This window comes from Ruegeria sp. ANG10, from assembly GCF_040705255.1.
Taxonomy (GTDB): domain Bacteria; phylum Pseudomonadota; class Alphaproteobacteria; order Rhodobacterales; family Rhodobacteraceae; genus Ruegeria.
The window spans coordinates 1-22,400 of the sequence record NZ_JBFCVU010000008.1 but is presented as its reverse complement, the minus strand read 5'-3'; the positions used below and the strand labels follow the sequence as shown (position 1 = coordinate 22,400).

General features: G+C 57.5%; 21 protein-coding genes. 12 read left to right on the top strand and 9 right to left on the bottom strand.

Translation table 11 applies throughout. The features are described 5' to 3' along the window. Positions 1-15 precede the first annotated feature (15 nt). The 4 genes from mtgA to AB1A64_RS15985 all read left to right on the top strand — a co-directional run bounded on the left by mtgA (position 16) and on the right by AB1A64_RS15985 (position 4,663). On the top strand, positions 16-750 hold the full coding sequence (gene mtgA, locus AB1A64_RS16000; protein WP_366552326.1) for a monofunctional biosynthetic peptidoglycan transglycosylase: 735 nt from the start codon (positions 16-18) through the stop codon (positions 748-750). A gap of 58 nt (positions 751-808) precedes the next feature. Further along, positions 809-1,474, top strand: a complete 666-nt coding sequence (locus tag AB1A64_RS15995) for a glutathione S-transferase family protein (RefSeq protein WP_366552325.1) — start codon at positions 809-811, stop codon at positions 1,472-1,474. A gap of 75 nt (positions 1,475-1,549) precedes the next feature. Next, positions 1,550-2,587: a tRNA epoxyqueuosine(34) reductase QueG gene (gene queG, locus AB1A64_RS15990; protein ID WP_366552324.1), complete on the top strand. Its 1,038-nt coding sequence runs from the start codon at positions 1,550-1,552 to the stop codon at positions 2,585-2,587. A gap of 72 nt (positions 2,588-2,659) precedes the next feature. Beyond that, the gene (locus AB1A64_RS15985; RefSeq protein ID WP_366552323.1) at positions 2,660-4,663 is read left to right on the top strand and encodes a hydantoinase/oxoprolinase family protein; all 2,004 of its coding nucleotides are present in this window, start codon (positions 2,660-2,662) and stop codon (positions 4,661-4,663) included. 21 nt (positions 4,664-4,684) lie between these two features. Here AB1A64_RS15985 and msrA read toward each other — a convergent pair whose 3' ends face one another. Then, the gene (gene msrA, locus AB1A64_RS15980; RefSeq protein ID WP_366552322.1) at positions 4,685-5,194 is read right to left on the bottom strand and encodes a peptide-methionine (S)-S-oxide reductase MsrA; all 510 of its coding nucleotides are present in this window, start codon (positions 5,192-5,194) and stop codon (positions 4,685-4,687) included. Continuing rightward, the gene (gene msrB / locus AB1A64_RS15975; RefSeq protein WP_170349474.1) at positions 5,191-5,640 is read right to left on the bottom strand and encodes a peptide-methionine (R)-S-oxide reductase MsrB; all 450 of its coding nucleotides are present in this window, start codon (positions 5,638-5,640) and stop codon (positions 5,191-5,193) included. Before msrB ends, msrA begins: the two co-directional genes overlap by 4 nt. 142 nt (positions 5,641-5,782) lie before the next feature. On the opposite strand from msrB, the gene AB1A64_RS15970 reads away from it, so the two are divergent. Further along, positions 5,783-6,304 carry a glutathione peroxidase gene (locus tag AB1A64_RS15970; RefSeq protein ID WP_366552321.1) on the top strand — a complete coding sequence of 174 codons (522 nt, stop codon included), beginning with the start codon at positions 5,783-5,785 and terminating at the stop codon, positions 6,302-6,304. On the opposite strand, the gene AB1A64_RS15965 is transcribed toward AB1A64_RS15970, so the two are convergent. Then, positions 6,280-7,167, bottom strand: a complete 888-nt coding sequence (locus AB1A64_RS15965; protein WP_366552320.1) for a DMT family transporter — start codon at positions 7,165-7,167, stop codon at positions 6,280-6,282. The genes AB1A64_RS15970 and AB1A64_RS15965 overlap by 25 nt on opposite strands. Positions 7,168-7,349: 182 nt before the next feature. On the opposite strand from AB1A64_RS15965, the gene AB1A64_RS15960 reads away from it, so the two are divergent. From AB1A64_RS15960 to AB1A64_RS15950, 3 genes are all read left to right on the top strand, one after another. Then, positions 7,350-8,546 carry a BCCT family transporter gene (locus AB1A64_RS15960; protein ID WP_366552482.1) on the top strand — a complete coding sequence of 399 codons (1,197 nt, stop codon included), beginning with the start codon at positions 7,350-7,352 and terminating at the stop codon, positions 8,544-8,546. 251 nt (positions 8,547-8,797) lie between these two features. Then, positions 8,798-9,223, top strand: coding sequence for a hypothetical protein (locus AB1A64_RS15955; protein WP_366552319.1), 426 nt, complete (start codon positions 8,798-8,800; stop codon positions 9,221-9,223). Positions 9,224-9,349: 126 nt separating this feature from the next. Next, entirely contained in the window at positions 9,350-9,583 is a 234-nt protein-coding gene (locus AB1A64_RS15950; protein ID WP_366552318.1) for a hypothetical protein, read from the top strand. A 60-nt stretch (positions 9,584-9,643) separates the two neighbouring features. Here the strand turns inward: AB1A64_RS15950 and AB1A64_RS15945 are convergent, their stop codons facing one another. The 4 genes from AB1A64_RS15945 to AB1A64_RS15930 form a co-directional block, all read right to left on the bottom strand. Further along, entirely contained in the window at positions 9,644-9,931 is a 288-nt protein-coding gene (locus AB1A64_RS15945; RefSeq protein WP_170349467.1) for an HU family DNA-binding protein, read from the bottom strand. 130 nt (positions 9,932-10,061) lie between these two features. After that, entirely contained in the window at positions 10,062-11,525 is a 1,464-nt protein-coding gene (locus AB1A64_RS15940; RefSeq protein ID WP_366552317.1) for an AMP nucleosidase, read from the bottom strand. After that, entirely contained in the window at positions 11,522-13,324 is a 1,803-nt protein-coding gene (gene ade, locus AB1A64_RS15935; protein WP_366552316.1) for an adenine deaminase, read from the bottom strand. Before ade ends, AB1A64_RS15940 begins: the two co-directional genes overlap by 4 nt. A gap of 144 nt (positions 13,325-13,468) precedes the next feature. After that, a complete protein-coding gene (locus tag AB1A64_RS15930) occupies positions 13,469-14,344 on the bottom strand; it encodes a LysR family transcriptional regulator (RefSeq protein ID WP_366552315.1) in 876 nt (291 codons plus the stop codon). 116 nt (positions 14,345-14,460) lie between these two features. Between AB1A64_RS15930 and AB1A64_RS15925 the strand changes: the two genes are divergently transcribed. Next, the gene (locus tag AB1A64_RS15925) at positions 14,461-15,216 is read left to right on the top strand and encodes a class II aldolase and adducin N-terminal domain-containing protein (protein WP_366552314.1); all 756 of its coding nucleotides are present in this window, start codon (positions 14,461-14,463) and stop codon (positions 15,214-15,216) included. A gap of 11 nt (positions 15,217-15,227) precedes the next feature. Further along, positions 15,228-16,217 (top strand): sterol desaturase family protein, encoded by a 990-nt coding sequence (locus AB1A64_RS15920; RefSeq protein ID WP_366552313.1) that lies wholly within the window; start codon positions 15,228-15,230, stop codon positions 16,215-16,217. Between the two features lie 4 nt (positions 16,218-16,221). Here the strand turns inward: AB1A64_RS15920 and AB1A64_RS15915 are convergent, their stop codons facing one another. After that, on the bottom strand, positions 16,222-16,854 hold the full coding sequence (locus AB1A64_RS15915) for a class I SAM-dependent methyltransferase (protein ID WP_366552312.1): 633 nt from the start codon (positions 16,852-16,854) through the stop codon (positions 16,222-16,224). Between the two features lie 90 nt (positions 16,855-16,944). Here AB1A64_RS15915 and AB1A64_RS15910 point away from each other — a divergent pair, with 90 nt between their 5' ends. After that, entirely contained in the window at positions 16,945-17,790 is an 846-nt protein-coding gene (locus AB1A64_RS15910) for an SDR family oxidoreductase (protein ID WP_366552311.1), read from the top strand. A gap of 3 nt (positions 17,791-17,793) precedes the next feature. Here the strand turns inward: AB1A64_RS15910 and AB1A64_RS15905 are convergent, their stop codons facing one another. Next, positions 17,794-19,410 carry a choline dehydrogenase gene (locus tag AB1A64_RS15905; RefSeq protein ID WP_366552310.1) on the bottom strand — a complete coding sequence of 539 codons (1,617 nt, stop codon included), beginning with the start codon at positions 19,408-19,410 and terminating at the stop codon, positions 17,794-17,796. A gap of 397 nt (positions 19,411-19,807) precedes the next feature. Between AB1A64_RS15905 and katG the strand changes: the two genes are divergently transcribed. Beyond that, entirely contained in the window at positions 19,808-22,009 is a 2,202-nt protein-coding gene (katG, locus tag AB1A64_RS15900; RefSeq protein WP_366552309.1) for a catalase/peroxidase HPI, read from the top strand. Positions 22,010-22,400: the final 391 nt, after the last annotated feature.

The following is a 22,400-nucleotide window of genomic DNA, read 5'->3' as shown; positions in this document are numbered from 1 at the left end:
TCGTATAGCTGTGACATGGCAAAAGCAGCAGTCCGCAAAAAAAGCGGTAAGAAAAAAAAGGCATCCAAAGCCAAAACCCCACTGATGCAACGGCTTCGCCGATGGGTCAGTCGTGGCTTGTTGGCGGCCGTTGTGTTCGTCGTTGCATTGGTCGCTTTGTATTCGGTGGTGAACCCGCCGGTGACCCACACGATCTGGTCGGAATGGCGCAGGCTGGGCAAGGTCGAGCGTGACTGGGTGCCGATAGAAGAGATTTCGCCCGTCATGGCCCGTGCGGTTGTTGCGGCTGAGGATGCGAATTTCTGCCAACACTGGGGCTTTGACGTCGAGGCCATTCGCGATGCGCTGGAAGATGGCGGATCACGCGGGGCGTCGACCATTACCCAGCAGGTGGTGAAGAACGTATTCCTGTGGCAGGGCCGCAGCTGGGTGCGCAAGGCGCTGGAAACTTCGATCACGCCGGTTGTCGAAATATTCTGGAGCAAACAGCGTATTCTTGAGGTCTATTTAAACGTGGCTGAAACCGGACAGGGCGTGTTCGGGGTCGAAGCCGCGGCCCAAAGCAATTTCAACGTATCCGCTGCCCGGCTGAACCCGGTTCAGGCGGCCCGGATCGCGGCAATTTTGCCCTCACCCCGCAATCGCTCAGTCACTGATCCGTCAGTGCGGACGCGCAGACGGGCCGCGTCGATCCTGGACGGGGCGGCCACCATCCGCGCAGATGGTCGCGCGGATTGTTTCGAGGATTGAAACTCAACATCCCTCAAGGCTAAAGCTGGGGGGTATACACTGGTTCGATTGGAAGCTCATGGCGCGTTTGTTTCACGTTCCCCTGTCCCCTTATTGCCGCAAGGTTCGTCTGTCTTTGGCGGAAAAGAAGATCGAGGTTGAGCTGGTCGAGGAGAAGTACTGGGAGAAAGACCCGGATTTCCTGCGCCGCAATCCTGCCGGAAAGGTGCCGGTGTTGCGACTGGACGGGCAGGTGATGGCGGAAAGCGCGGCGATTTGCGAATATATTGAGGAAACGCGCCCGGAGCCTGCGTTGATGCCGAAAACACCCGAAGGCCGGTACGAAGTTCGGCGTTTGGTGGGGTGGTTCGATGATAAGTTCCATCACGAGGTGACCTCGAAACTGCTGTATGAACGCGTGAACAAGAAAGTCACCGGTGAGGGCTATCCGGACAGCAAGAACGTCAAGGAAGGCGCGCGGGCGATCAAATATCATCTGGACTACATGGCCTGGCTGCTGGATCACCGCCGTTGGCTGGCGGGGGATCAGATGACATTGGCCGATTTTGCTGCTGCTGCGCATCTGTCGGCGCTGGATTATATCTCGGATGTGGACTGGAATAGATCGCAAGCGGTGAAAGACTGGTATGCCAAGATAAAGTCGCGTCCCGCGTTTCGGTCGATCCTTGCGGATCAGGTGCCTGGATTCCGCCCCCCTGCGCATTACGCTGATTTGGATTTCTGATAGGGTGGTGCTGGGGGCCGTCTGCCCCCTCTTGGCCCTTTGGGCCAATTCACCCCCGAAGGTATTTTTGGCCAGATGAAGAGCGGATCATCTTTGAAAGACAAACTGGTGGCGCAGGCCTTGAGCGAAGGTTTTGTGTCCTGCCGCATTTGCAGGCCGTGGGATGTGCCGCAAGTTCCTCCTCGGTTAGAAGCGTTCTTGCAGGCCGGATTTCATGGGCAGATGGGCTGGATGGCCGAGCGCACCCATTGGCGGGGTGATCCGGCGGCCCTGTGGCCCGAGGCGCGGTCGGTGATCATGCTGGCCGAAAGCTATGCGCCCGAGCATGATCCAACGGAAATACTGGATCATCCGGACAGGGCAGCGATTTCCGTTTATGCACAGAACAAGGATTATCATAATCTGGTCAAAAAACGGCTGAAGCGGCTGGCGCGCTGGCTGGTTACCGAAGGCGGCGGAGAAGTTAAGGTTTTTGTTGATACCGCGCCTGTTCCTGAGAAGGCGTTAGGCCATGCCGCAGGGCTGGGTTGGCAGGGAAAACATACCAACCTCGTCAGCCGGGATTGGGGGAATTGGGCCTTTATAGGCTCTGTTTTTACAACTTTGGATTTGCCGGTCGATGTGGCCGAAACCGATCATTGCGGAAAATGCCGGGCTTGTTTGGATTCATGTCCGACGGACGCGTTTCCGGCCCCGTATCAGTTGGATGCGCGGCGCTGCATTTCATATCTGACAATCGAACATAAAGGCCCGATTGAGGAAGGTCTGCGTGGCAAGCTGGGCAATCGGATTTACGGCTGCGACGATTGTCTGGCAGCCTGTCCGTGGAACAAATTCGCCGTCGCGGCGAGTGATGTCCGGTACGCTGCCCGGGATGATCTGAAAGCGCCGCCCCTGGCGGAGCTGGCGGTATTGGACGATGCCGCGTTTCGGGCGAAGTTTTCCGGTTCGCCCATCAAACGGATCGGGCGCGAGCGGTTCGTGCGTAATGTTCTGTATGCCATCGGCAATTCGGGAATACCTTCGTTGCAACCGGTGGCGCAAGGATTGATGGAAGACCCGGACCCAACGGTGGCAGATGCCGCGCGCTGGGCGGTCGAACAACTGGCGTAAGTGCCGCAAACAGGCTGGACGTGTCGGTCCAAACCGCTACACCCATCAGCAGCGAACAGGAAGGAGAACCCGATGGCGCTGGCTTTGGGGGTAGATACGGGTGGAACTTACACCGATGCGGTGCTGATCCGGGATGAGCGTGAGGTCATCGCCTCGGCCAAGTCCCTGACCACGCGGGCCGATCTGGCGATTGGTGTGGGTAGGGCGATTCAAGCAGTTTTGGATGCGGCGCAGGTGGCACCGGGACAGATTTCCATGGCGTCCTTGTCGACCACACTGGCCACGAATGCGTTGGTTGAGGGGCAGGGTGGACGTGTTGCGTTAATCTATATCGGGTTCAAGGATGGCGATCTGGACAAGCACGGATTGCGGGATGCGCTGAAGGGTGATCCGGCGCTGGTAATTTCCGGGGGTCATACCCATGCCGGAGGCGAGGCCATGCCAATGGATGTGACCGCATTGGAAGCATTTTTAGACTCTCATAAGGGGATATCGGGCTTTGCAGTGGCCTCGCAATTCGCTACCCGCAACCCCGCGCATGAGTTGGAAGCCGCACGGATCATCACCGACAGGACCGGCGCGCCGGTGACATGTTCGCATCATCTGTCAGCAAAATTGAACGGCCCGAAACGGGCGGTGACGGCGGTGTTGAACGCCCGCTTAATCGGGATGATCGATCGGTTGATCGGGCGCGCACAGGATCGATTGCTGGAATTGGGCATAACCGCGCCAATGATGGTTGTGCGCGGGGATGGAGCGTTGATGTGCGCCGAACAGGCACGGGAACGACCGATTGAGACCATCCTCAGTGGGCCAGCGGCCTCGATCGTCGGGGCCAGTTGGCTGACCGGGGCCGAGAATGCGCTGGTGTCGGATATCGGTGGAACGACCACGGATGTAGCCCTGATCCGCGACAGCAAGCCTGCGATAGACCCGGCGGGCGCGCAGGTCGGCGGGTTTCGTACGATGGTCGAGGCGGTGGCGATGCGTACCCATGGTTTGGGCGGTGACAGTCAGGTGCATGTGGTGACCGAAGGGTTGGACGGTGGTGTATTTTTGGGGCCGCGGCGGGTTTTGCCGGTTTCCCTGATTGCGTCCGAGGCACCGGATGTTGTCCACGCGGCCTTAGAGTCACAGCTGCGGTCCACAACGGTGGGCGAACATGACACCCGGTTTGCCCGCCAGGTTCCCGGCATCCACGCCGAAGGCCTGGGCGTGCGGGAAGAGGCGCTGATGGAGCGGTTGGGCAACAAGGTCATGCCGCTCAGCGATCTGTTGCGCACCCGGATGGAAAACGGTGCTCTGACGCGCCTGGTCGATCGCGGGATCGTTCAGGTCTCGGGCGTGACGCCGTCTGATGCCAGCCATGTGCTGGGTCGGTTGGACGCGTGGGATGCGGATGCGGCACGTAAGGCGTTGGAGATTGTCGCGCGCAAGCGTGTGGGAACCGGCGATATGTTGGCCGGATCACCGGAAAAGCTGGCGCAGATGATTGTGGATCAGCTGACCAAACAGACCGCATTGACCTTGTTAGAGAGTGCTTTTGCTGAAGAGGCCGATGACTTTGGCGTGCCGTCTGCCGATCTTGCCCGACACGTTCTGACGCAAAAAGGGCTGGCGCGCCATCGTGGACTTTTGGCGCTGGATACAGCGTTGAATGTGGATGTGGTGGGCCTTGGGGCCTCGGCTCCCAGTTATTACCCAGCGGTTGGGGAACGGCTGCACGCCCGCATGATCCTGCCTGAACACGCGGGGGTGGCCAATGCCATCGGTGCTGTGGTCGGACGACTGACCCTGCGCCGATCCGGCACAGTGACATCCCCGTCCGAGGGGCGGTTCAGGGTACATCTTGAAGATGGGCCGCAGGACTTCACGGAATCCGGCAAAGCATTGGACTTGCTTGAATCGGTGTTACGGGGTGAGGCGGAAGGCGCCGTGCGCCAAGCCGGGGCTGCGGATATCCGGGTCGTGGTTGATCGAGACATCCGCACAGCCCGTATCGAAGCGCAAGAGGTGTTCGTCGAGGCACTGATTACCGTTGAGGCCAGTGGCCGACCCCGCGTTGCGTCGGAATAGCCCCACAGGGGGCTATCACCATTATTCAGCCGCGTCGCGTTTGGGCAGAACCCATCCGGAGCGTGGGAAGTGGCAAGTGTAACCGTTCGGTATACGCTCCAGGTAATCCTGATGTTCGGGCTCGGCGTCCCAGAAATCGCCGACGGGCTCGATCTCGGTCACCACCTTGCCGGGCCACAGACCGCTGGCATTTACATCCGCAATCGTGTCCAGCGCCACCTGTTTCTGGTCGTCATCTAGATAATAGATGGCCGATCGATAGCTCATACCGCGGTCATTGCCCTGACGGTTCATCGTGGTCGGGTCGTGGATCTGAAAGAAAAACTCCAGCAATTCGCGATAGGTGATCTTGGCTGGATCGAAAAAGATCTCGATCCCTTCGGCATGGGTGCCGTGATTGCGATAGGTGGCATTGGGTACGTCACCGCCAGTATAGCCAACACGCGTGCGCGACACGCCCGGCATTTTGCGGATCAGGTCCTGCATGCCCCAGAAACAGCCCCCGGCGAGAACGGCGCGTTGTTCGGTCATTTGATGTCCTCCACATGGATCAGGTATTCGCCATAACCTTCGGCCTCCATCTCATCGCGATGAATGAAACGCAAGGCGGCAGAGTTGATGCAATAGCGCAGCCCGCCATGTTCACGCGGGCCGTCCGGGAACACATGCCCCAGATGGCTGTCGCCGTGTTTCGAGCGGACTTCGGTGCGGATCATACCATGGGTGGCGTCGTGAAACTCCTCCACATGCTCATGGATGATGGGTTTGGTGAAACTGGGCCAACCGCAACCGGATTCGTATTTGTGGGTCGAGGCGAACAACGGCTCGCCCGAGACGATGTCCACGTAGATACCCGGTTCCTTGTTGCTCAGGTATTTGCCGGTTCCCGGGCGTTCGGTTCCGCTGCGTTGGGTGACGTGGAATTCTTCGGGTGACAGGGCGGCGATAGCCTCGGGGGATTTGGTGAATTGGGTCATGGGTCCTCCGGTCATTAAACTTGTGGCATAATCTGGGGGCAGGGATGCAGAATTCAAAGCCCTATTTCAGTGTCCTCGCGCAGTCGTGCAGGTGATCTGCAATCGGTTTCCATACGTAAAAAGAGCAAACGGAGGCTATGCAATGATCAGAATGCTTCTACTAACGGCTTTGATAATGCTTGGTCGCGCCGTTCAGGCCGCGCCGTTGGGCGGAGAATTCGAGTCAATCGATGGTGGCACTTTTTCGATCGCAGATTGGAGGGGACAACCGGTTCTTGTCGTCAACACTGCGTCACACTGCGGATTTACCGGACAATATGAAGCTCTGCAAAAGGTGCATGAGTATTATTCTAACCGCGGACTTGTGGTTTTGGCCGTGCCGTCAGACTCGTTCAATCAGGAGTTAGGGTCTGCTGAAGAAGTCCGGCAATTCTGCGAGTTGAATTATGGACTAACATTGCCGATGACGGATATTACGCCGGTCAAGGGTGCCGATGCCCATCCATTCTACAAGGAAGTAAAGGCGCAAACCGGGTTTGAGCCCAGTTGGAATTTCAACAAGATATTGCTCGATCCCGATGGGGAAGTCGTCGTTACATATGGTGCAAATGTGAAACCGGACTCACCAAAGCTGCTGCGTCAGGTCGAGGCTTTATTGCCCTGAGCAGGTTGGCGGGACAGCTGCACTGCTAAAATGCCCAGTGTCGTGATCCCAACCCCGACAGCATCTAGCGGGCCTAGCTTTTCACCCAATAGAATAGCGGCGATGGTGACGCCGAAGACCGGGTTGAGGAAATGGAAGGTCGCCGCACGGGTGGCTCCGATCCGGTCTAGCAGCAACACCCAGATCAGCGTGGCCAGCAGGCCAGGGAACAAGGTGGTATAGGTGAAAGCCAGCGCCAGGGGCACGGTCGGGTGGATGAAGATCGTCTCGAACATGGGTGCGGCAACAAACAGAACGGTAGACCCCACAAGCATCTGCAACCCGACCACCATCATGAAATTACCGCCCGACGTGGCACCGCGGATGGTCAGTGTGGCGAAGGTCAGCGCCAGGGCCCCGATACAACACAAAGCCACGCCAAACAGGTCCAGACCACCGCCGATACGGGTGCTCATGATCAGGGCGACGCCGGCAAACCCGGCGATCAGACCCAGCACCGCAACCGGGCGCAGCTTTTCACCCAGAAATAAGGATCCGGCCAACGCCACCAGCAGCGGCATGGTGGACGCGATAATAGCCGCTACCGAGGCTTCGACTGTCTGCATCGCATAGAAATTCAGACCCAAATAAAGGGCATTCTGGCAAATACCGAACAAAATCGTAGCGCGCCACTGGGATCGGGTCAGGTGCCAGCTTTGCCCCATGGTTCGTGCGATAGCCACACCTATCAAACCCGATATCAAAAACCGCAGTGCCAGCGAGAACAGAGGCGACGCATCAGCAACGATGATCCGGGCTGAGGTGAAAGCCGAGGACCAGATAAAGGCAAAAACCAGCCCCATGGCGATGGCGCGCAAATCCATTAAGCATTCCCCTATCAGAACGGTGGGACTGTTTCCGAATTTCCATCAGGTCGCAAGCGCCCCTTGCCAAAAAACCACACCTTTGGGGCAAGCGTGAAAACTGCGACGTTTTTATTGATTGACTGGCCAATTAAAGATAAATGCAAAAAATCTGACTGATTATGGGAGGTTTGTCAGTGCTTCTGGAATACATTCTGTCTTTTGGCGTCCTATTGGCTTTGGGCCTGGTCGCTTTCTTCGTTGTAAAATGGTGGAACCTACGCTGCGTCGGCGTGACGCCTGTCCATCTGTTCACCTTCATCGCGATCCTGTTCACATCCGGTCTGGATGTCGGCCTGATCATGTTCCCTCTGACCGAGTTCGGTGGCTATGCCGATGACCCGGCCTATGCCTTTGCCAATCCGCTGGCGATCGAGTTCGGGTTCTGGGGCTTTCTGATCTGGGCCTTCTATTTCCTGACCGCGTTCTACTTCTGCGTGATCGAACCGCGGGTCAAGTTCTTTGAGATCCCGCTGGTCAAGCTGATCAACAACGTGGTCATCATCGGCACCTGCGCCTTTACCGCTAGCCTGTTCCTGATCTACCTGCCCGGCTACCTGCCCGAGGTCGGAGACGGCGAATCCGTGGTCACCACCTTCTATGTCATCGTGTTCGTGGTCATTCTTGCGGCGGCTTATTCGTCGACCGACCTGAAATACGTGCGTATCCTTTCGGTGGGCTCGACCTTTCTGTTCCTGGCGCTGATCCTTGGCATGTGGGTTGCAGCTGGCATGGGCTTTACTGGGTTCGCGGAAACCAGCAGCAATATCGGGGCCTATTTCGCCAACCTGCACAAGTTCGTCCTGCCGCTGACCGACTATCACGCTTTTTACCTGTTCTGGTGGTTTGCGTGGTCGATCATGATTGGTCAGTTCACTTCGCGCTTTGTGGGTGGCTTGAAGACCTGGCAATTGCTGGCAGCACTGCTGATCTTCCCGTCGATCCCGTTGGCGATCTGGTTCACCGTTCTCTACTACTATCACCTGAACGGCATCAGCACCGCAGGCATCACCAACATCGCAATGGTGATCGTAGGCGTGACGTTCGTGATCAACTCGCTGGACTCGCTGATTAGGCTCTATACCGACAACCTGAACATGACGGTCGAACGCTTCGGCAAGGCGATCTATGTGGCAGGCAACGTCGTGCTGCTGTTCGTCCTGACCCTGCTGTTTCAGAGCCAGTGGCTGCAGATCCAGTGGATCGGTGCGGTGGTTGTTGGCCTCTATCTGGCCTGCGTGGTCTATATCCTGATCACCAAACGCCAAGAGGTACTGAGCATCGACTCGATGCCCGAGGACCGCGATCTGGATTTCCACAAGGTTGAGACGGTTCACTGATCAACCTTAAATCGAGACAAAAACGGGCGCTTTGAGCGCCCGTTTTTTTGCGATAACCCTGCGGGATAGGCTTTTCTTCGTTCGCGAGGAAACAGCTTTAAGAAGTCTAAATCAGGCTGATATGCGGGCAAATTTGCCTTGGTGCAGGGAAGCTTCACAATTGGCGCTGTGCTGCTCTAAGGTTGACCAACGCGCTGTCGAGGGCTGCGTGGTAACATTCTCAAACAGATTTTTTGCATCGAGGTTGGAACATGTTTAGCGAAGCCAGATACAAAGAGTACATCAGTGACTTTAATTCAACTTTTGTGGGTGGGATGTCTCTTCCGGACTTTTTCGACAAGTACTACGAACAGGACGCCACCTTCGAATACGTACCACAAGCTAGAAAAAATGTCGGTCGAGCCGAGGTCTTGGAATTCTGGGGCGGGGTTGGCGACAAGATGCAGGAAGTTATTCTTTTGCACACGCACTACCTTGCGAACGAGACAACTGTAGCGTCAGAAGCGCCAATCGACTTTCTGTGCCGGGAAGACCTTGAGTGGAATGGCGTTCCTTACAAGGCAGGTACAAAATTCCGTCTTATGATGTGTGCGTTTTATGACGTAAGCCCCAACAACAAGTTCACCTATGTCAGAGTGTATTCGATTTACAATCCGGGATACGCACCGGATTCTTAATTTCATTTCCGTAATTGAATTGCCCCAGAGTCTGGATATCGACCAGAAGTTGGAATGAAACAACGCATAAGAGTTGTTGAAAATCTTTGGCGCCCTACTTCTCTTGTAAGTGTGATAGGAAACCTCATGCTGGAAGAGAAACGTAAAGATCTGGACTCGGAAAAACAGAAGAAACTTCTGTTTCGGCTTGTGGATGAACTCAGCCAATCTTCGCCGGACCTGTATTATCGGTCCACCACTGAAATCGCCGCTTTTCTTGAGGCTTACATCCGCAAAGGTGCAAAGCTATCCGCTGACGACAAGGCTTTGATGACCCGGCTCAGCCGTCGTGATCTTGAGGTGTTGCTAAGCCTGCATTGATAGCAAAGAAAAAGGGCCCCCAATCGGCGGCCCTCAATCGCTTGTCCGTAAAGGCTGGGATCAGCCGTTCACGCTGTCCTTCAGAGCCTTCGCGATGGTCATCTTGACCACCTTGTCGGCCTCTTTTTTGAACTGCTCGCCGGTGGCGGGGTTGCGCACCATGCGCTCGGGGCGCTCGCGGCAGTAGATTTTGCCAACACCGGGCAGGGTTACCGCACCACCAGCCGACACTTCGCGGGTGATCAGGCCGGTCACGGCCTCAAGCGCTGCGTTCGCAGCTTTCTTGTCGGTTCCCATTTCCTCAGCGAGAGCAGCAACCAGCTGAGTCTTTGTCATAGGCTTTGCCATTTCTTGGTCTCCTTAACGTGCCCGATAAATAGGGCCTCACCGCGTAACTGTAACGGGATATTGTGGGTGAACACAACGAATAGTAGCGCCGAAAACCCTAAAAATAGGGGGATTTCGTTGCTTTTTTGCTTCAGAGAAAGGCTGTTTCGTCAAATGAACGCAATTTCCGGCTGTGCAGACGCTCTAACGGCATGCCGCGCAGGTGTTCCATCGCGCGGATTCCGATCGCCAAATGGCGGCTGACCTGAGTGGTATAGAACGCTGACGCCATGCCGGGAAGCTTTAATTCACCATGCAGCGGTTTGTCTGACACGCACAACAATGTGCCGTAGGGAACCCGGAACCGATAACCATTGGCGGCGATGGTGGCGCTTTCCATATCCAGTGCAATCGCGCGGGATTGGCTGAGACGCTGGACTGGGCCGGATTGGTCGCGCAGTTCCCAGTTGCGGTTGTCGACCGAGGCGACGGTGCCGGTCCGCATGATCCGCTTGAGCTCGTACCCTTCCAGTTCGGTGACTTCGGCAACAGCGCGCTCCAAAGCGACCTGTACCTCGGCCAGGGGCGGGATCGGCACCCATACGGGCAGGTCATCGTCCAGCACTTTGTCTTCGCGCAGATAGGCATGGGCTAGCACGAAATCCCCCAACGCCTGTGTGTTCCGCAATCCGGCGCAATGGCCAACCATCAACCAGGCATGCGGGCGCAGGACGGCAATATGGTCGGTGGCTGTTTTGGCGTTCGACGGCCCCACCCCGATATTGACCAGAGTAATCCCGGACCCATCCGCACGTTTGAGGTGATAGGTCGGCATTTGCGGCAGTTTCAGGGGTTGGTCCAATGTGCCGTCTGGCGAGGTGATCTCGACATTTCCGGTGGAAACAAAGCTGGTATAGCCGCTGTCCGGATCGGCCAGTTGTGACCGGGCGTAGTTTTCGAATTCGGACACATAGAACTGGTAGTTGGTGAACAACACGTGGTTCTGAAAATGGCTTGGATCAGTGGCCGTGTAATGGGCCAGCCGTGCCAGCGAATAATCCACCCGTTGTGCCGTGAACAAGGCCAGCGGGCCGTGATCCCCTTCGTGATCATGAACGCCGTTGACGATGTCATCATTGGTTGTTGTCAGATCCGGCACGTCGAACACATCGCGCAGCGTAAACCCGGCCGCCCCCTGATGCGGGACCACCAGATCGGAATTGTTGGCTACGGCGAAATGTACCGGGATCGGCGTGTCCGACGCACCGATGGACACCGGTTGGCCGTGGTTCCGGATCAAAAGCGCGATCTGCTGCGTCAGGTAGGAGCGGAACAAATCTGGTCGCGTCACCGTTGTTGCATGAGTGCCGGGTTCAGAGACGTGACCAAAGCTAAGCCGGCTGTCGACCTGAGCATAGGTTGCCGTTTTGATGCGAATTTCCGGGTAATAGGCTCTAAATCGTTCGGTTGGTGCCTCCCCTTCTATTGCTTTGGCAAAGCTGTCGCAGAGGAATTGGGTCGCCTGATCGTAAATCTGTTCCAGACGGGCAACTGCCGCTGCGGGGTCGGTGAACTTCTCGGGTGTAGGAACGTCGGGTGTTCTGATTATTGTCATGCAAGGGGTTCCAAAAGGTCGATCTTTTCAAAGGTCCGCACGTCCACCAGCCCAAGATCTGAAATCCGTAGCTCAGGGATTACGACGAGGGCCAGCAGCGAGTGCTGCATATATGCGTTGTTCAACTGGCAGCCGCAGGCCTGCATCGCCGCAACCATCTGTTCCGCCTTTGCCGCCACTTCGGTTGCCGGACTGTCCGACATTAGGCCTGCAATGGGCAGTTCCACCAACGAAAGTTCCTCGCCATCGCGGAAAATGGTGATACCGCCGCCCACCTCGGCAAGACGGTTCGCAGCCAATGCCATCTGGTCGCGGTCGGTGCCGACAACGATCATATGGTGACTGTCATGCGCTACGGTCGACGCCATCGCCATTTTGCCCTGGTAGCCAAAGCCCGAGACAAAGGCGTTCGTCACCCCTCCGGTCGCGCGGTGGCGCTCGACCAGCGCGATCTGGCAGACCTCGCCTTCACCTTCGACTAACCCGCCGATGATCGGCAGCTCGCATTTCAGCGCCTTGGTGGGGGCCTGGTTTTCCACAACGCCGATCACATTGGCCTGCACACGGTTGGCGCCTGCGGGGGCTTTGATTTCGAAATCCGCACCGGTCAGTGCGTGTCCCAAATGCACGGTGTTGCGCGCGGTACTCGGCCAATTCAGGTGCGGGCAATCCACTGCTATTGCGCCTTCTTCGGCGGCAATCTGACCGCGGGCGATGACCATCTCGATGGGCAGCTCCCTCAGGTCCGAGCTAAGAATAACATCCGCTCGCCGCCCCGGAGTGATCGAACCGATCTCACGCTCCAACCCGAAATGAGTGGCCGTGTTGATCGTTGCCATCTGGAGGGCCACCAGTGGATCGCAGCCGCAGGCGATTGCATGGCGTACAACCCGATTCATGTGTCCGTCCTTGACAAGGGTGCCGGAATGGCAATCGTCTGTACACAGGATGAAATTGCGCGGATCCAACCCCTTTTCGGTGACCGCTGTGATCTGGCTTTCCACATCGAACCAGGCTGACCCCAACCGCATCATCGACCGCATGCCCTGCCGTACGCGGGCGATAGCGTCGGCCTCACAGGTGCCTTCGTGATCATCGGCTGGACCGCCGGCCACATATGCCGCAAAATTAGACCCTAAATCAGGCGAAGCGTAATGCCCACCGACTGTTTTCCCGGCTCGCTGAGTCGCCGCGATTTCAGCGAGCATCTTTGGATCGCCGTGAATAACACCGGGGAAATTCATCATCTCGCCAAGCCCGATGATGCCCGGCCAATTCATGGCCTCGACTACATCCTCGGCCGTAATCTCATAACCTGTGGTCTCAAGCCCCGGTGCCGACGGCGCACATGACGGCATCTGCGTGAAGATGTTCACCGGCTGCATCAGCGCTTCGTCATGCATCATGCGCACGCCGTCCAGCCCTAGCACATTCGCGATTTCATGCGGGTCCGTGAACATCGAGGTGGTGCCGTGCGGAATTACCGCTCTGGCAAACTCAGCCGGGGTCAACATCCCCGATTCGATGTGCATATGGGCGTCGCACAGACCCGGCAGCATATAGCGGCCATGCGCTTCGATGATCTGCGTGTCGGGGCCAACGCAATGGGACGCGTCGGGCCCAACATACGCGATGCGTCCGGCGGCAACGGCAATGTCGTGATCGGGCAGGGTCTCGCGGCTGTGTACATTCACCCAAATGCCACCGCGAATGATCATGTCCGCAGCCTCCCGTCCCGCGGCAACGGCAATCAATTTAGGGGCGACATCGGGCCAGCTTGGGAAAGGTGTGTATTCCATGGCTCAACTTTCCTGAATGCAGAGAAAGGTTCAACCCCCACCGTACAGCTGTAATGAAACCGTCACGCAGCGCGTCAGCGCTGCCAGGCCCAACCAGAGGAAGTGCCGCGCAGCGGCAGTGACGATGGGCGGGAGTACCCCTTATCAAAACTGCGCGTCTGCCTCCATCTCGCGGCGCAACCAATCTGCAAAGGCCAGCGCCCCCGGGGTTTCTTCGGCTTGGGGTGACAATAACAGGTAATAGGCTTCGGGCATTGGCGCGCGATGGGCAAAGGGGGCCACCAGCCGCCCCTGTTCGATCAAGCCCCGTGCAATAGTGTCATGGGTCAGGCAAAGCCCCCCGCCTGCCATCGCGACGGACAGGCTGACCAAATAGGTTGTCGAGTATGTGATGGGCGGATTTCCCCAAATTAGAGCCTGTTCTTCTGCCCAATTTGCCCAGTTTGACAATAGATTCGAACAATCGAACAACGGTTGATCCTGCAGCGTTTCCAGCGTCACTTGATAGCCCGGCGCACAGACCGGGTAATAATGATCGGTCCGCAGCAATTCCGTTCGAACCGTATCGGATGGGCGCAGAGAATATCGGATTTCTACGGCGGCCCCTTCGGCCATCTCCCGCGGCTCCCATAATTCGGTAAAGATGTTCAGCTGGACTTCGGGATGGGCCTCGCGGAATTGCGGCAGGCGCGGGGCCAGCCAATTGACGGCAAACGTGATGTTGCTTTGCACCTGAACGGCGTTTTGCTGCGCGCCTGTGACGGCTTGCGTGCCGCGGACCAGCGTTCGAAACGCCTCGCGCACAACCGGCAGATAGGTGATGCCGGCCTCGGTCAGTTCCAGCGCGCGCGGGCGGCGCAGGAACAGGGGCTGGCCCAGATATCCCTCCAGCGATTTGATCTGCTGGCTGACCGCGCTTTGGGTCATGTTCAGGTCGCGCGCGGCACCGGTAAAAGATAGATGGCGCGCAGCGGCTTCGAACGTGCGTAACCACCCCAGCGGAGGAAGCTGTTTCTGCATTCGCATAACCCTGCCATTAGCTCAACTTATGAATTAGGTCTGTTTTTTTCGTTGGTCAATTTTTTAAAGCGCAGGCAGGCTTTTCAGCAGCCCTAGCCACCCTATCGGAGCCCGCAATGACCGTCACAAACCTGCGCCCCAATATCGACCACTGGGAGGACCGCGTAGATCTTGCCGCCACTTTCCGCTGGACTGAACGTCTGAATATGCACGAAGGCGTTGCCAATCATTTCAGTCTGGCAGTGAATGAAGATGGCACGCAGTTTCTGATGAACGCCAATCAGATGCATTTTGCCCGTATCACGGCCTCGAATCTGTTGCTGCTGGATGCCAATGACCCGGACGTCATGTCCCAACCCGGTGCGCCTGACCCAACCGCGTGGGGATTGCATGGCTCGATCCACCGCCATTGCCCGCATGCGCGTTGTGTGATGCATGTGCATTCGATCTTTGCCACCGTTCTGGCTTCATTGGCCGATAGTCGCCTGCCGCCGATCGATCAGAATACGGCCACCTTCTACAATCGCTATGTGGTGGACAACGAATTTGGTGGTCTGGCCTTTGAAAGTGAAGGTGAGCGCTGCGCGTCAATGCTGTCGGATCCGAAGAAGAAGGTCATGATCATGGGCAACCATGGCGTGTTGGTGATTGGAAGCGATCCGGCGGATGCGTTCAACCGGCTGTATTATTTCGAACGCGCGGCCGAAACGTATATCCGTGCGCTGCAAACCGGCCAGCCATTGCGCGTGTTGTCGGATGAGATTGCCGAAAAGACGGCACAGGAACTGGACGAGTATCCCGATCAGGCCGATGCGCATCTGCGTGAGATCAAGGCTCTGCTGGATGCCGATGGCTCAGATTACGCCACATAAAGGGTAATGCTATGACTGATTCCACTCAGGACCCCGAAGCCGCCCGTTGGAATTACCACCCCGAGGGGCCAGTGGGATTGAACCCGCTTTTCAACTGGCCCCCACGCCCCGCTGCCGTGTTGAAATGGTATAGCGGTGCCTGGTTGCAGCTCACGTCGCTGACGCTGTGCTTGGTGCTGGCGGTGACAGCCTACGTGCTCTTTTTCCCAGATTTAGAGACTATGAAAACCCTTGCACCCGGCTGGATGTTCCGCATTTGGCTGCTGAACATGGTACCTCAGATCCTAATTGCGGGTGGTCTGCACTGGTGGCTGTACATGCGCAAAGGGCAGGGCATGTACAAGAAGTTTGATCGCCGCGACCTGACCCGCAGCAACGGCACGTTCACCTTTCGCAACCAGGTTTGGGACAATATCTGGTGGACGCTGGGCAGCGCGATGACAGTCGCGACAGTGTATCAGTGGATCATCTACTGGGCCATGGCGAACGGCTATGTGCCCACCGTAACCTGGGCCAGCGCGCCGGTCTGGTGCGTGGTTTGGTTGGCTTTTATCCCGATGTGGTCGGGCTTGCATTTTTACTGGGTGCATCGTTTAGAACATCACCCCAAGCTGTATAAGCACGTGCATGCTGTGCATCATCGCAACGTCAATACGGGGCCGTGGTCGGGGATTTCAAACCATTGGTTCGAAAACATCCTGTACTTCACCACATACTTCATCCACTTGATCGTACCCTCGCACCCACTGCACCTGCTGTTCCACGCCTATTTCCAACAGGTCAGCCCTGTCCTGTCGCATTCCGGGTTTGAAAAGCTGCGTGCCCGAGAAACCGATGCCGCCCGCGCGGGAGACTTCTTCCACCAACTGCATCACCGGTATTTCGAGTGCAACTACGGCACCTCCGAGATCCCGTTCGACAAGTGGTTTGGCACCTATCACGACGGCTCGGCCGAGGCGACGACGCGGACGCGCGCTTTCAAAAAGCAGATGTATACCTGAAAGGTCAGCTCTGCTCGAATAAGGCGATCAGCGCGGTGTCATCCTTGTTGGGGCCTGCGGCGAGGTCCCCATAGATGCGCACCTCGGGCAGGGTCAGGTTTCGAATCTGGCCCTGCGCCAGTTTGTGCAAGGTTTCGGCAAAACCCATTTTCTCATAGTGCTTTGCATTGATCGACAGGGCGAATTGCGCACCGGGGCGGGCAATGCGCAGTAGGGCGGGCAGGGCCTCGGGGCCTAGATGGCCGTGGGTGAAAGTGCCCGAAGATACGATGCCCGCATAACTGTCGCGCGGGACCGGGATACCCTGGTTCAGATCGGCCTCAATCGCGTCGCGGTAGATATCCTTGCGCATGGCTTGATCCAGCATTTCAGCGCTGATGTCGGTGGCGTCAATTGGCCCGACGCCCAGACCGGCCAGAACCGCACCGCACAATCCTGTGCCTGCGCCCACATCCAGAACCGGGCCTTGCCCACCCGCGCTCACAAAGGCACGGGCCGTGTGGATGTGCAGTTGATAGTCTTCAAGTGCTGCAAAGGAATCGTCATAGTCCCCGGCCCACTCGGCATAGAGCCGTTTGTGTTCTTCCGGTGAGTCCAGGGCATAGGCAGCGTGCAGATTGGGCGTTTTGTCACTCATACTCAAAAGAAAGGCGCATTGAGGGATTCGAATCAAGTATTCCGGCGCAATTGCTTGCATCCGCCGGGATTGCGGATCATCTAAGGCGCCATGACAGGAACTCTTTTTTCGTTCGGCCATGGATATTCGGCGCAAGCCTTGTCCCAGCTACTTGAACCACAAGGTTGGCGTATCTGCGGCACCACACGCGACCCGGCCCAATCCCCTACAATTCGTGCGTCTGGTGCTGACCCGCTGATCTGGCCGGGGCAGGTGCCGAATCTGGATGGGGTGACGCATCTGCTGATCTCAACCGCGCCGAAGGCGAATGGCGATCCGGTGCTGGCTGCCCTGCAAGATCAGATTGCCGCGCGGGCTGCGCAGTTTGAATGGGTGGGATACCTGTCGACGACCGCAGTCTATGGCGATCATCAAGGCGCATGGGTGGATGAAACCACCCCGCCTGCGCCCACGGCTGAGCGTGGCAGATGGCGGGTGAAGGCCGAACAGCAGTGGATGAGCATCCCTGAGCTGCCCACACATATTTTCCGGCTGGCGGGCATCTATGGTCCCGGTCGCGGTCCGTTTTCCAAGCTCAAACGCGCGGGGATGCGGCGTATTATCAAGCCCGGTCAGGTGTTTTCGCGCATTCACGTTGCGGATATTGCACAGGTTCTGGCCGCTTCGATGGCCGCGCCCAACCCCGGCACCATATACAACGTCTGCGATGATGAGCCGGTGCCACCGCAGGACGTGATCGCCTATGCCGCTGAGTTGCAGGGCCTGCCCTTACCGCCGGAGGTGCCGTTCGACGAGGCTGATCTGACCCCAATGGCCCGCAGTTTCTATAACGAAAACAAGCGGGTCAGGAATGATCGGATCAAGGACGAACTGGGCGTACGTCTGCTTTATCCTGATTACCGCACCGGGCTTGAGGCCCTGATGAAAGACACCTGACGCTCAGCCAGCGGCCTTGATCAGTTCAGCGGCCTTTTCGGCAATCATGATGGTGGGCGCATTGGTGTTTCCGGACACCAGCGTTGGCATGACCGAGGCGTCAACCACGCGCAGCGCATCAATCCCATGTACGCGCAATTTCGGGTCGACCACGGCCATGTCATCCACACCCATTTTGCAGGTCCCGACCGGGTGATAGATCGTGTCGGCGCGATCGCGGATGTGGCGTTCCCAATCGGCATCGGTTTGCGCGGTTTCGGTTCCGAACATTTCCTTATGCCGGTACTTCTCCAGCGCCGGGGCCTGAATGATGTCACGCGTCATCCGTGCGCCCTTGATCAGCGTTTCCAGATCGCGGTCGTCAGACAGGAACGCCGGGTCAATGGCGGGGGTGGCGAATGGGTCGGCGCTGTGCAGTCCTACAGCGCCCCGGCTTTCGGGGCGCAGTTTGCAAACATGACAGGTAAAGCCGTGACCGTAATGCAGTTTGCGGGCGTGATCGTCGACCAGAGCAATGGTGAAATGCAGCTGAATGTCAGGCCGGACAAGATCAGGCGATGTTTTAAGAAAGGCCGCCCCTTCGGCAAACGGTGTGGCCGCCATTGAAACGCCGGTCTTGCGCCAACGAAGCAGGTGCCGCAGCAGGTTCACCGATGCGGCCGCCCCGATCCCGAAATTATCAGTGTCTTTTGTTTTGTAGGACAGGATGAAATCCAGGTGATCCTGCAGGTTCTGACCAACGCCGGGCAAGTTATGGCGCACCGTGATGCCGTGTCGGGTAAGGTCCTTGGCATCCCCAATTCCTGACAGTTGCAGCAATTGCGGAGATTTGAGCGCACCGGCGCAGATCAGCACTTCGCGTCTGGCCGTGACCGTGATGTCGGGCCCTTTGCCCTTTTTCCTGTAAGTCACGCCGGTTGCGCGTTTGCCGTCGAATGTCAGCTCTTTTGCCACCGCATGGGTAATAACTTTCAGGTTCGGGCGATCCATCACCGGAAAGACATAGGCTGCGGCTGCTGAGCAGCGCTCTCCATTTCGGGCCGGGTCGTGAAACTGGGTCACTTGGTACAGGCCGACCCCTTCATTGTCGCCTCGGTTAAAATCATATGTGCGGCGGTGCTGCATTTGTTCAGCTGCGCGGATGAAATCATGGGTGATCGGACGCGGCTCTTTTTGGTGTGAAACCTGAACGGGGCCGCTGTCGCCATGCAGATCATCGGCTCCGTCCTCATTATTCTCGGACCGTTTGAAATAGGGCAGCACGCTGTCCCAATCCCAACCGACGCAACCCAGGTCGGACCAGCCATCATAGTCCTGCCGCTGCCCGCGTATATAAAGCATCGCATTGATCGCACTGGATCCACCCAGTGCCTTTCCGCGCGGCTGATATCCCCGGCGTCCGTTCAGGCCTGGCTGCGGCACGGTCTCGAACGCCCAATTGTTGATCTTTGGCCGCCCGGGCAGCGCTGCAACCACGGCCGAGGGCATACGGACCAGAATACTGTCGCCACGACCGCCAGCCTCAAGTAGGCAAACGCGGGTGTTTGGGTCGGCGCTGAGGCGATTTGCCAAGACCGAACCCGCGGACCCGCCGCCAACGATGACGTAGTCGAATTCCATTCTGGCTCCCTTTGTGCCGGATCAGGCATGGGTATGCCCGTAACCTTCCTGGGGACTGACTGTGGCGGAGCGATCGAAAAAAACAATTGGCGCGATTAGGGAGTGACCCAAGGTTATGTCGTGGTGCTGTCGACGAACTGATCGGAACGTAGTGGATTATGAAATTATTATAACCATTTCCTATCACATTCATCATTAAACAAAACTTTTATGCATGATATGAATTTGCTACTTCTGGTGATGACAAGACGAAAGAGTCGCCGTTCCCCCCGAGCGAAAAACGCGTGCCCTTGGGCGCGCTTTAAGGGCGGGTAAAGGTGTCATCTGCATGAGTTCTTGATCGACCAAGTTTGAACCGTGCAAACCTGCCGGAAATTAGCCAGGAATGGAGATCGATATGGATGGAAGTGACAACCCCAAAACGGGCGGATGCCCGGTGATGCATGGCGCCGGAACCCGGTCAAACCGGGATTGGTGGCCTAACCAACTGAACCTGTCGATCCTGCACCAGCATGCACCCGCGTCGAACCCGCTTGGAGGCGATTTCAATTACGCGGAAGAGTTCAAGAAGCTGGACATGAAAGCGCTGAAGGAAGACCTGTACGCGCTGATGACGGATTCTCAGGATTGGTGGCCGGCGGATTACGGTCATTACGGTGGGCTGTTCATCCGGATGGCTTGGCACAGCGCTGGGACCTACCGGACCGCAGATGGCCGTGGTGGCGCGTCGACCGGTAACCAACGCTTTGCGCCGCTGAACAGCTGGCCGGATAACGGCAACCTGGACAAGGCGCGCCGCCTGCTGTGGCCAATCAAACAGAAATACGGCAATCAGATTTCCTGGGCAGATCTGATTATTTTGGCCGGTAACTGCTCCATCGAATCCATGGGTGGCAAGACCTTTGGCTTTGCCGGTGGCCGCGAAGACATCTGGGCACCCGAAGAAGACATCTATTGGGGTACGGAAACGGAATGGCTCGCTCCGACAGACAATCCTCACAGCCGCTATTCAGGCGAGCGTGATCTGGAAAACCCGCTGGCCGCCGTGCAGATGGGCCTGATCTATGTGAACCCCGAGGGCCCCGACGGGCAGCCTGATGCGTTGGCCTCTGGTCGTGACATCCGCGACACGTTTGGTCGGATGGCAATGAATGACGAAGAGACAGTCGCATTGGTCGCGGGTGGTCACACCTTTGGCAAGGCACACGGCGCAGGTGATCCCGATCTGGTTGGTCCGGAACCCGAGGCTGCGCCGATCGAGGAAATGGGCCTTGGCTGGATAAACAAATTCGGTTCGGGCAAGGGCGACGACACTACCACCAGCGGGATCGAAGGGGCGTGGACCGCGAACCCGATCAAATGGGACAATGGCTATTTCGACCTGCTGTTCGGCTATGACTGGAACCTGACCAAAAGCCCCTCGGGCGCCTGGATCTGGGAACCGGTCGGCGTGAAAGAAGAAGATATGGCCCCCGCGGCGCATGATCCGTCGAAAAAGGTCAAGACCATGATGACCACGGCGGACATGGCGATGCGCATGGACCCGATCTATGGCCCGATCTCGAAACGGTTCCACGAGAACCCGGAAGAGTTTGCGGACGCCTTTGCCCGTGCCTGGTTCAAGCTGACCCACCGCGATATGGGCCCGCGTTCGAACTATATCGGTGATGAGGCCCCGACCGAAGAATTGCTGTGGCAGGACAATGTACCGGCCGTGGATCACGACCTGATCGACGACGCGGATGCGACTGACCTGAAGGGCAAGATCCTGGCAACCGGCCTGTCGGTCTCTGAACTGGTGTCGACCGCCTGGGCTTCGGCCTCGACATTCCGCGGGTCGGACAAGCGCGGCGGAGCCAATGGCGCCCGTATCCGTCTTGCGCCTCAGAAAGACTGGGACGTGAACGAACCGATGAAACTGTCTAAGGCGCTGGATGCGTTGGAAGGCGTTCAGAAAGCGTTTAACGATGCGCAGTCGGGCAATAAAAAGGTCTCTTTGGCCGATGTGATCGTTCTGGCCGGCGCAGCTGGTATTGAACAGGCCGCCAAAGCGGCGGGTCATGAGGTTCAGGTACCGTTCGCCCCGGGCCGCACCGATGCGACGCAGGATCAGACGGATGTCGAGTCGTTCTCGGTGATGGAGCCAATTGCAGACGGCTTCCGGAACTATCAAAAGTCCGAGTACAGCGTATCGCCCGAAGAGCTGTTGATCGACCGGGCGCAGCTGCTGGCTCTGTCAGCCCCGGAAATGACCGCGCTGGTTGGCGGGCTTCGGGTCATGGGTGCGACGTTCGGCGACACAACACATGGTGTGTTCACTGACAACGTCGGCACGCTCAGCACCGATTTCTTTACCAACCTTCTGGACATGGGTACCGAGTGGAAGCCTGCGGGCAACGGCGTCTATGAAGGCCGCGACCGTGCCAGTGGGGCGGTCAAGTGGACCGGTACGCGTGTTGATCTGGTCTTCGGGTCGAACTCGCAACTGCGGGCGCTGGCCGAGGTCTATGGTCAAGCCGATGCCGGTGGCAAATTCGTCTGCGACTTTGTCTCGGCCTGGAACAAGGTAATGAACGCGGATCGGTTCGATCTGTCGTAAACACGCGACTAACGTAATTGTTGCGCCGTCCGAAGAGACTCGGGCGGCGTTTTCTTTGGCTCATACCCTCGGCGCATACCAAGCATTGGGTACGATTCCGCCCATAGACCAACACTGCCCCCAATTTCAGTGACCTGTAAGCAGGGTTTTTCCGCGAATTGTTAAGTTAAATTATTGATTTTATTAAGGTGGGCAAGTTTCTGCGGGGAAATGCGAAGTTTTTTTAAAATGGGGGTTGCAGGTCCCTGACCTAATCCGTAAATACCCCTTCACCGGCGCTGCTGAGGCGGTGCTGACGGGTCGGAGAGACGGCCTGACGGACTGGAAAGACGGTTGAGACGCTCAGGATAGACTGGGGGCATCTTAGGGAAGTTGTTAGGCGGGCGCGCTG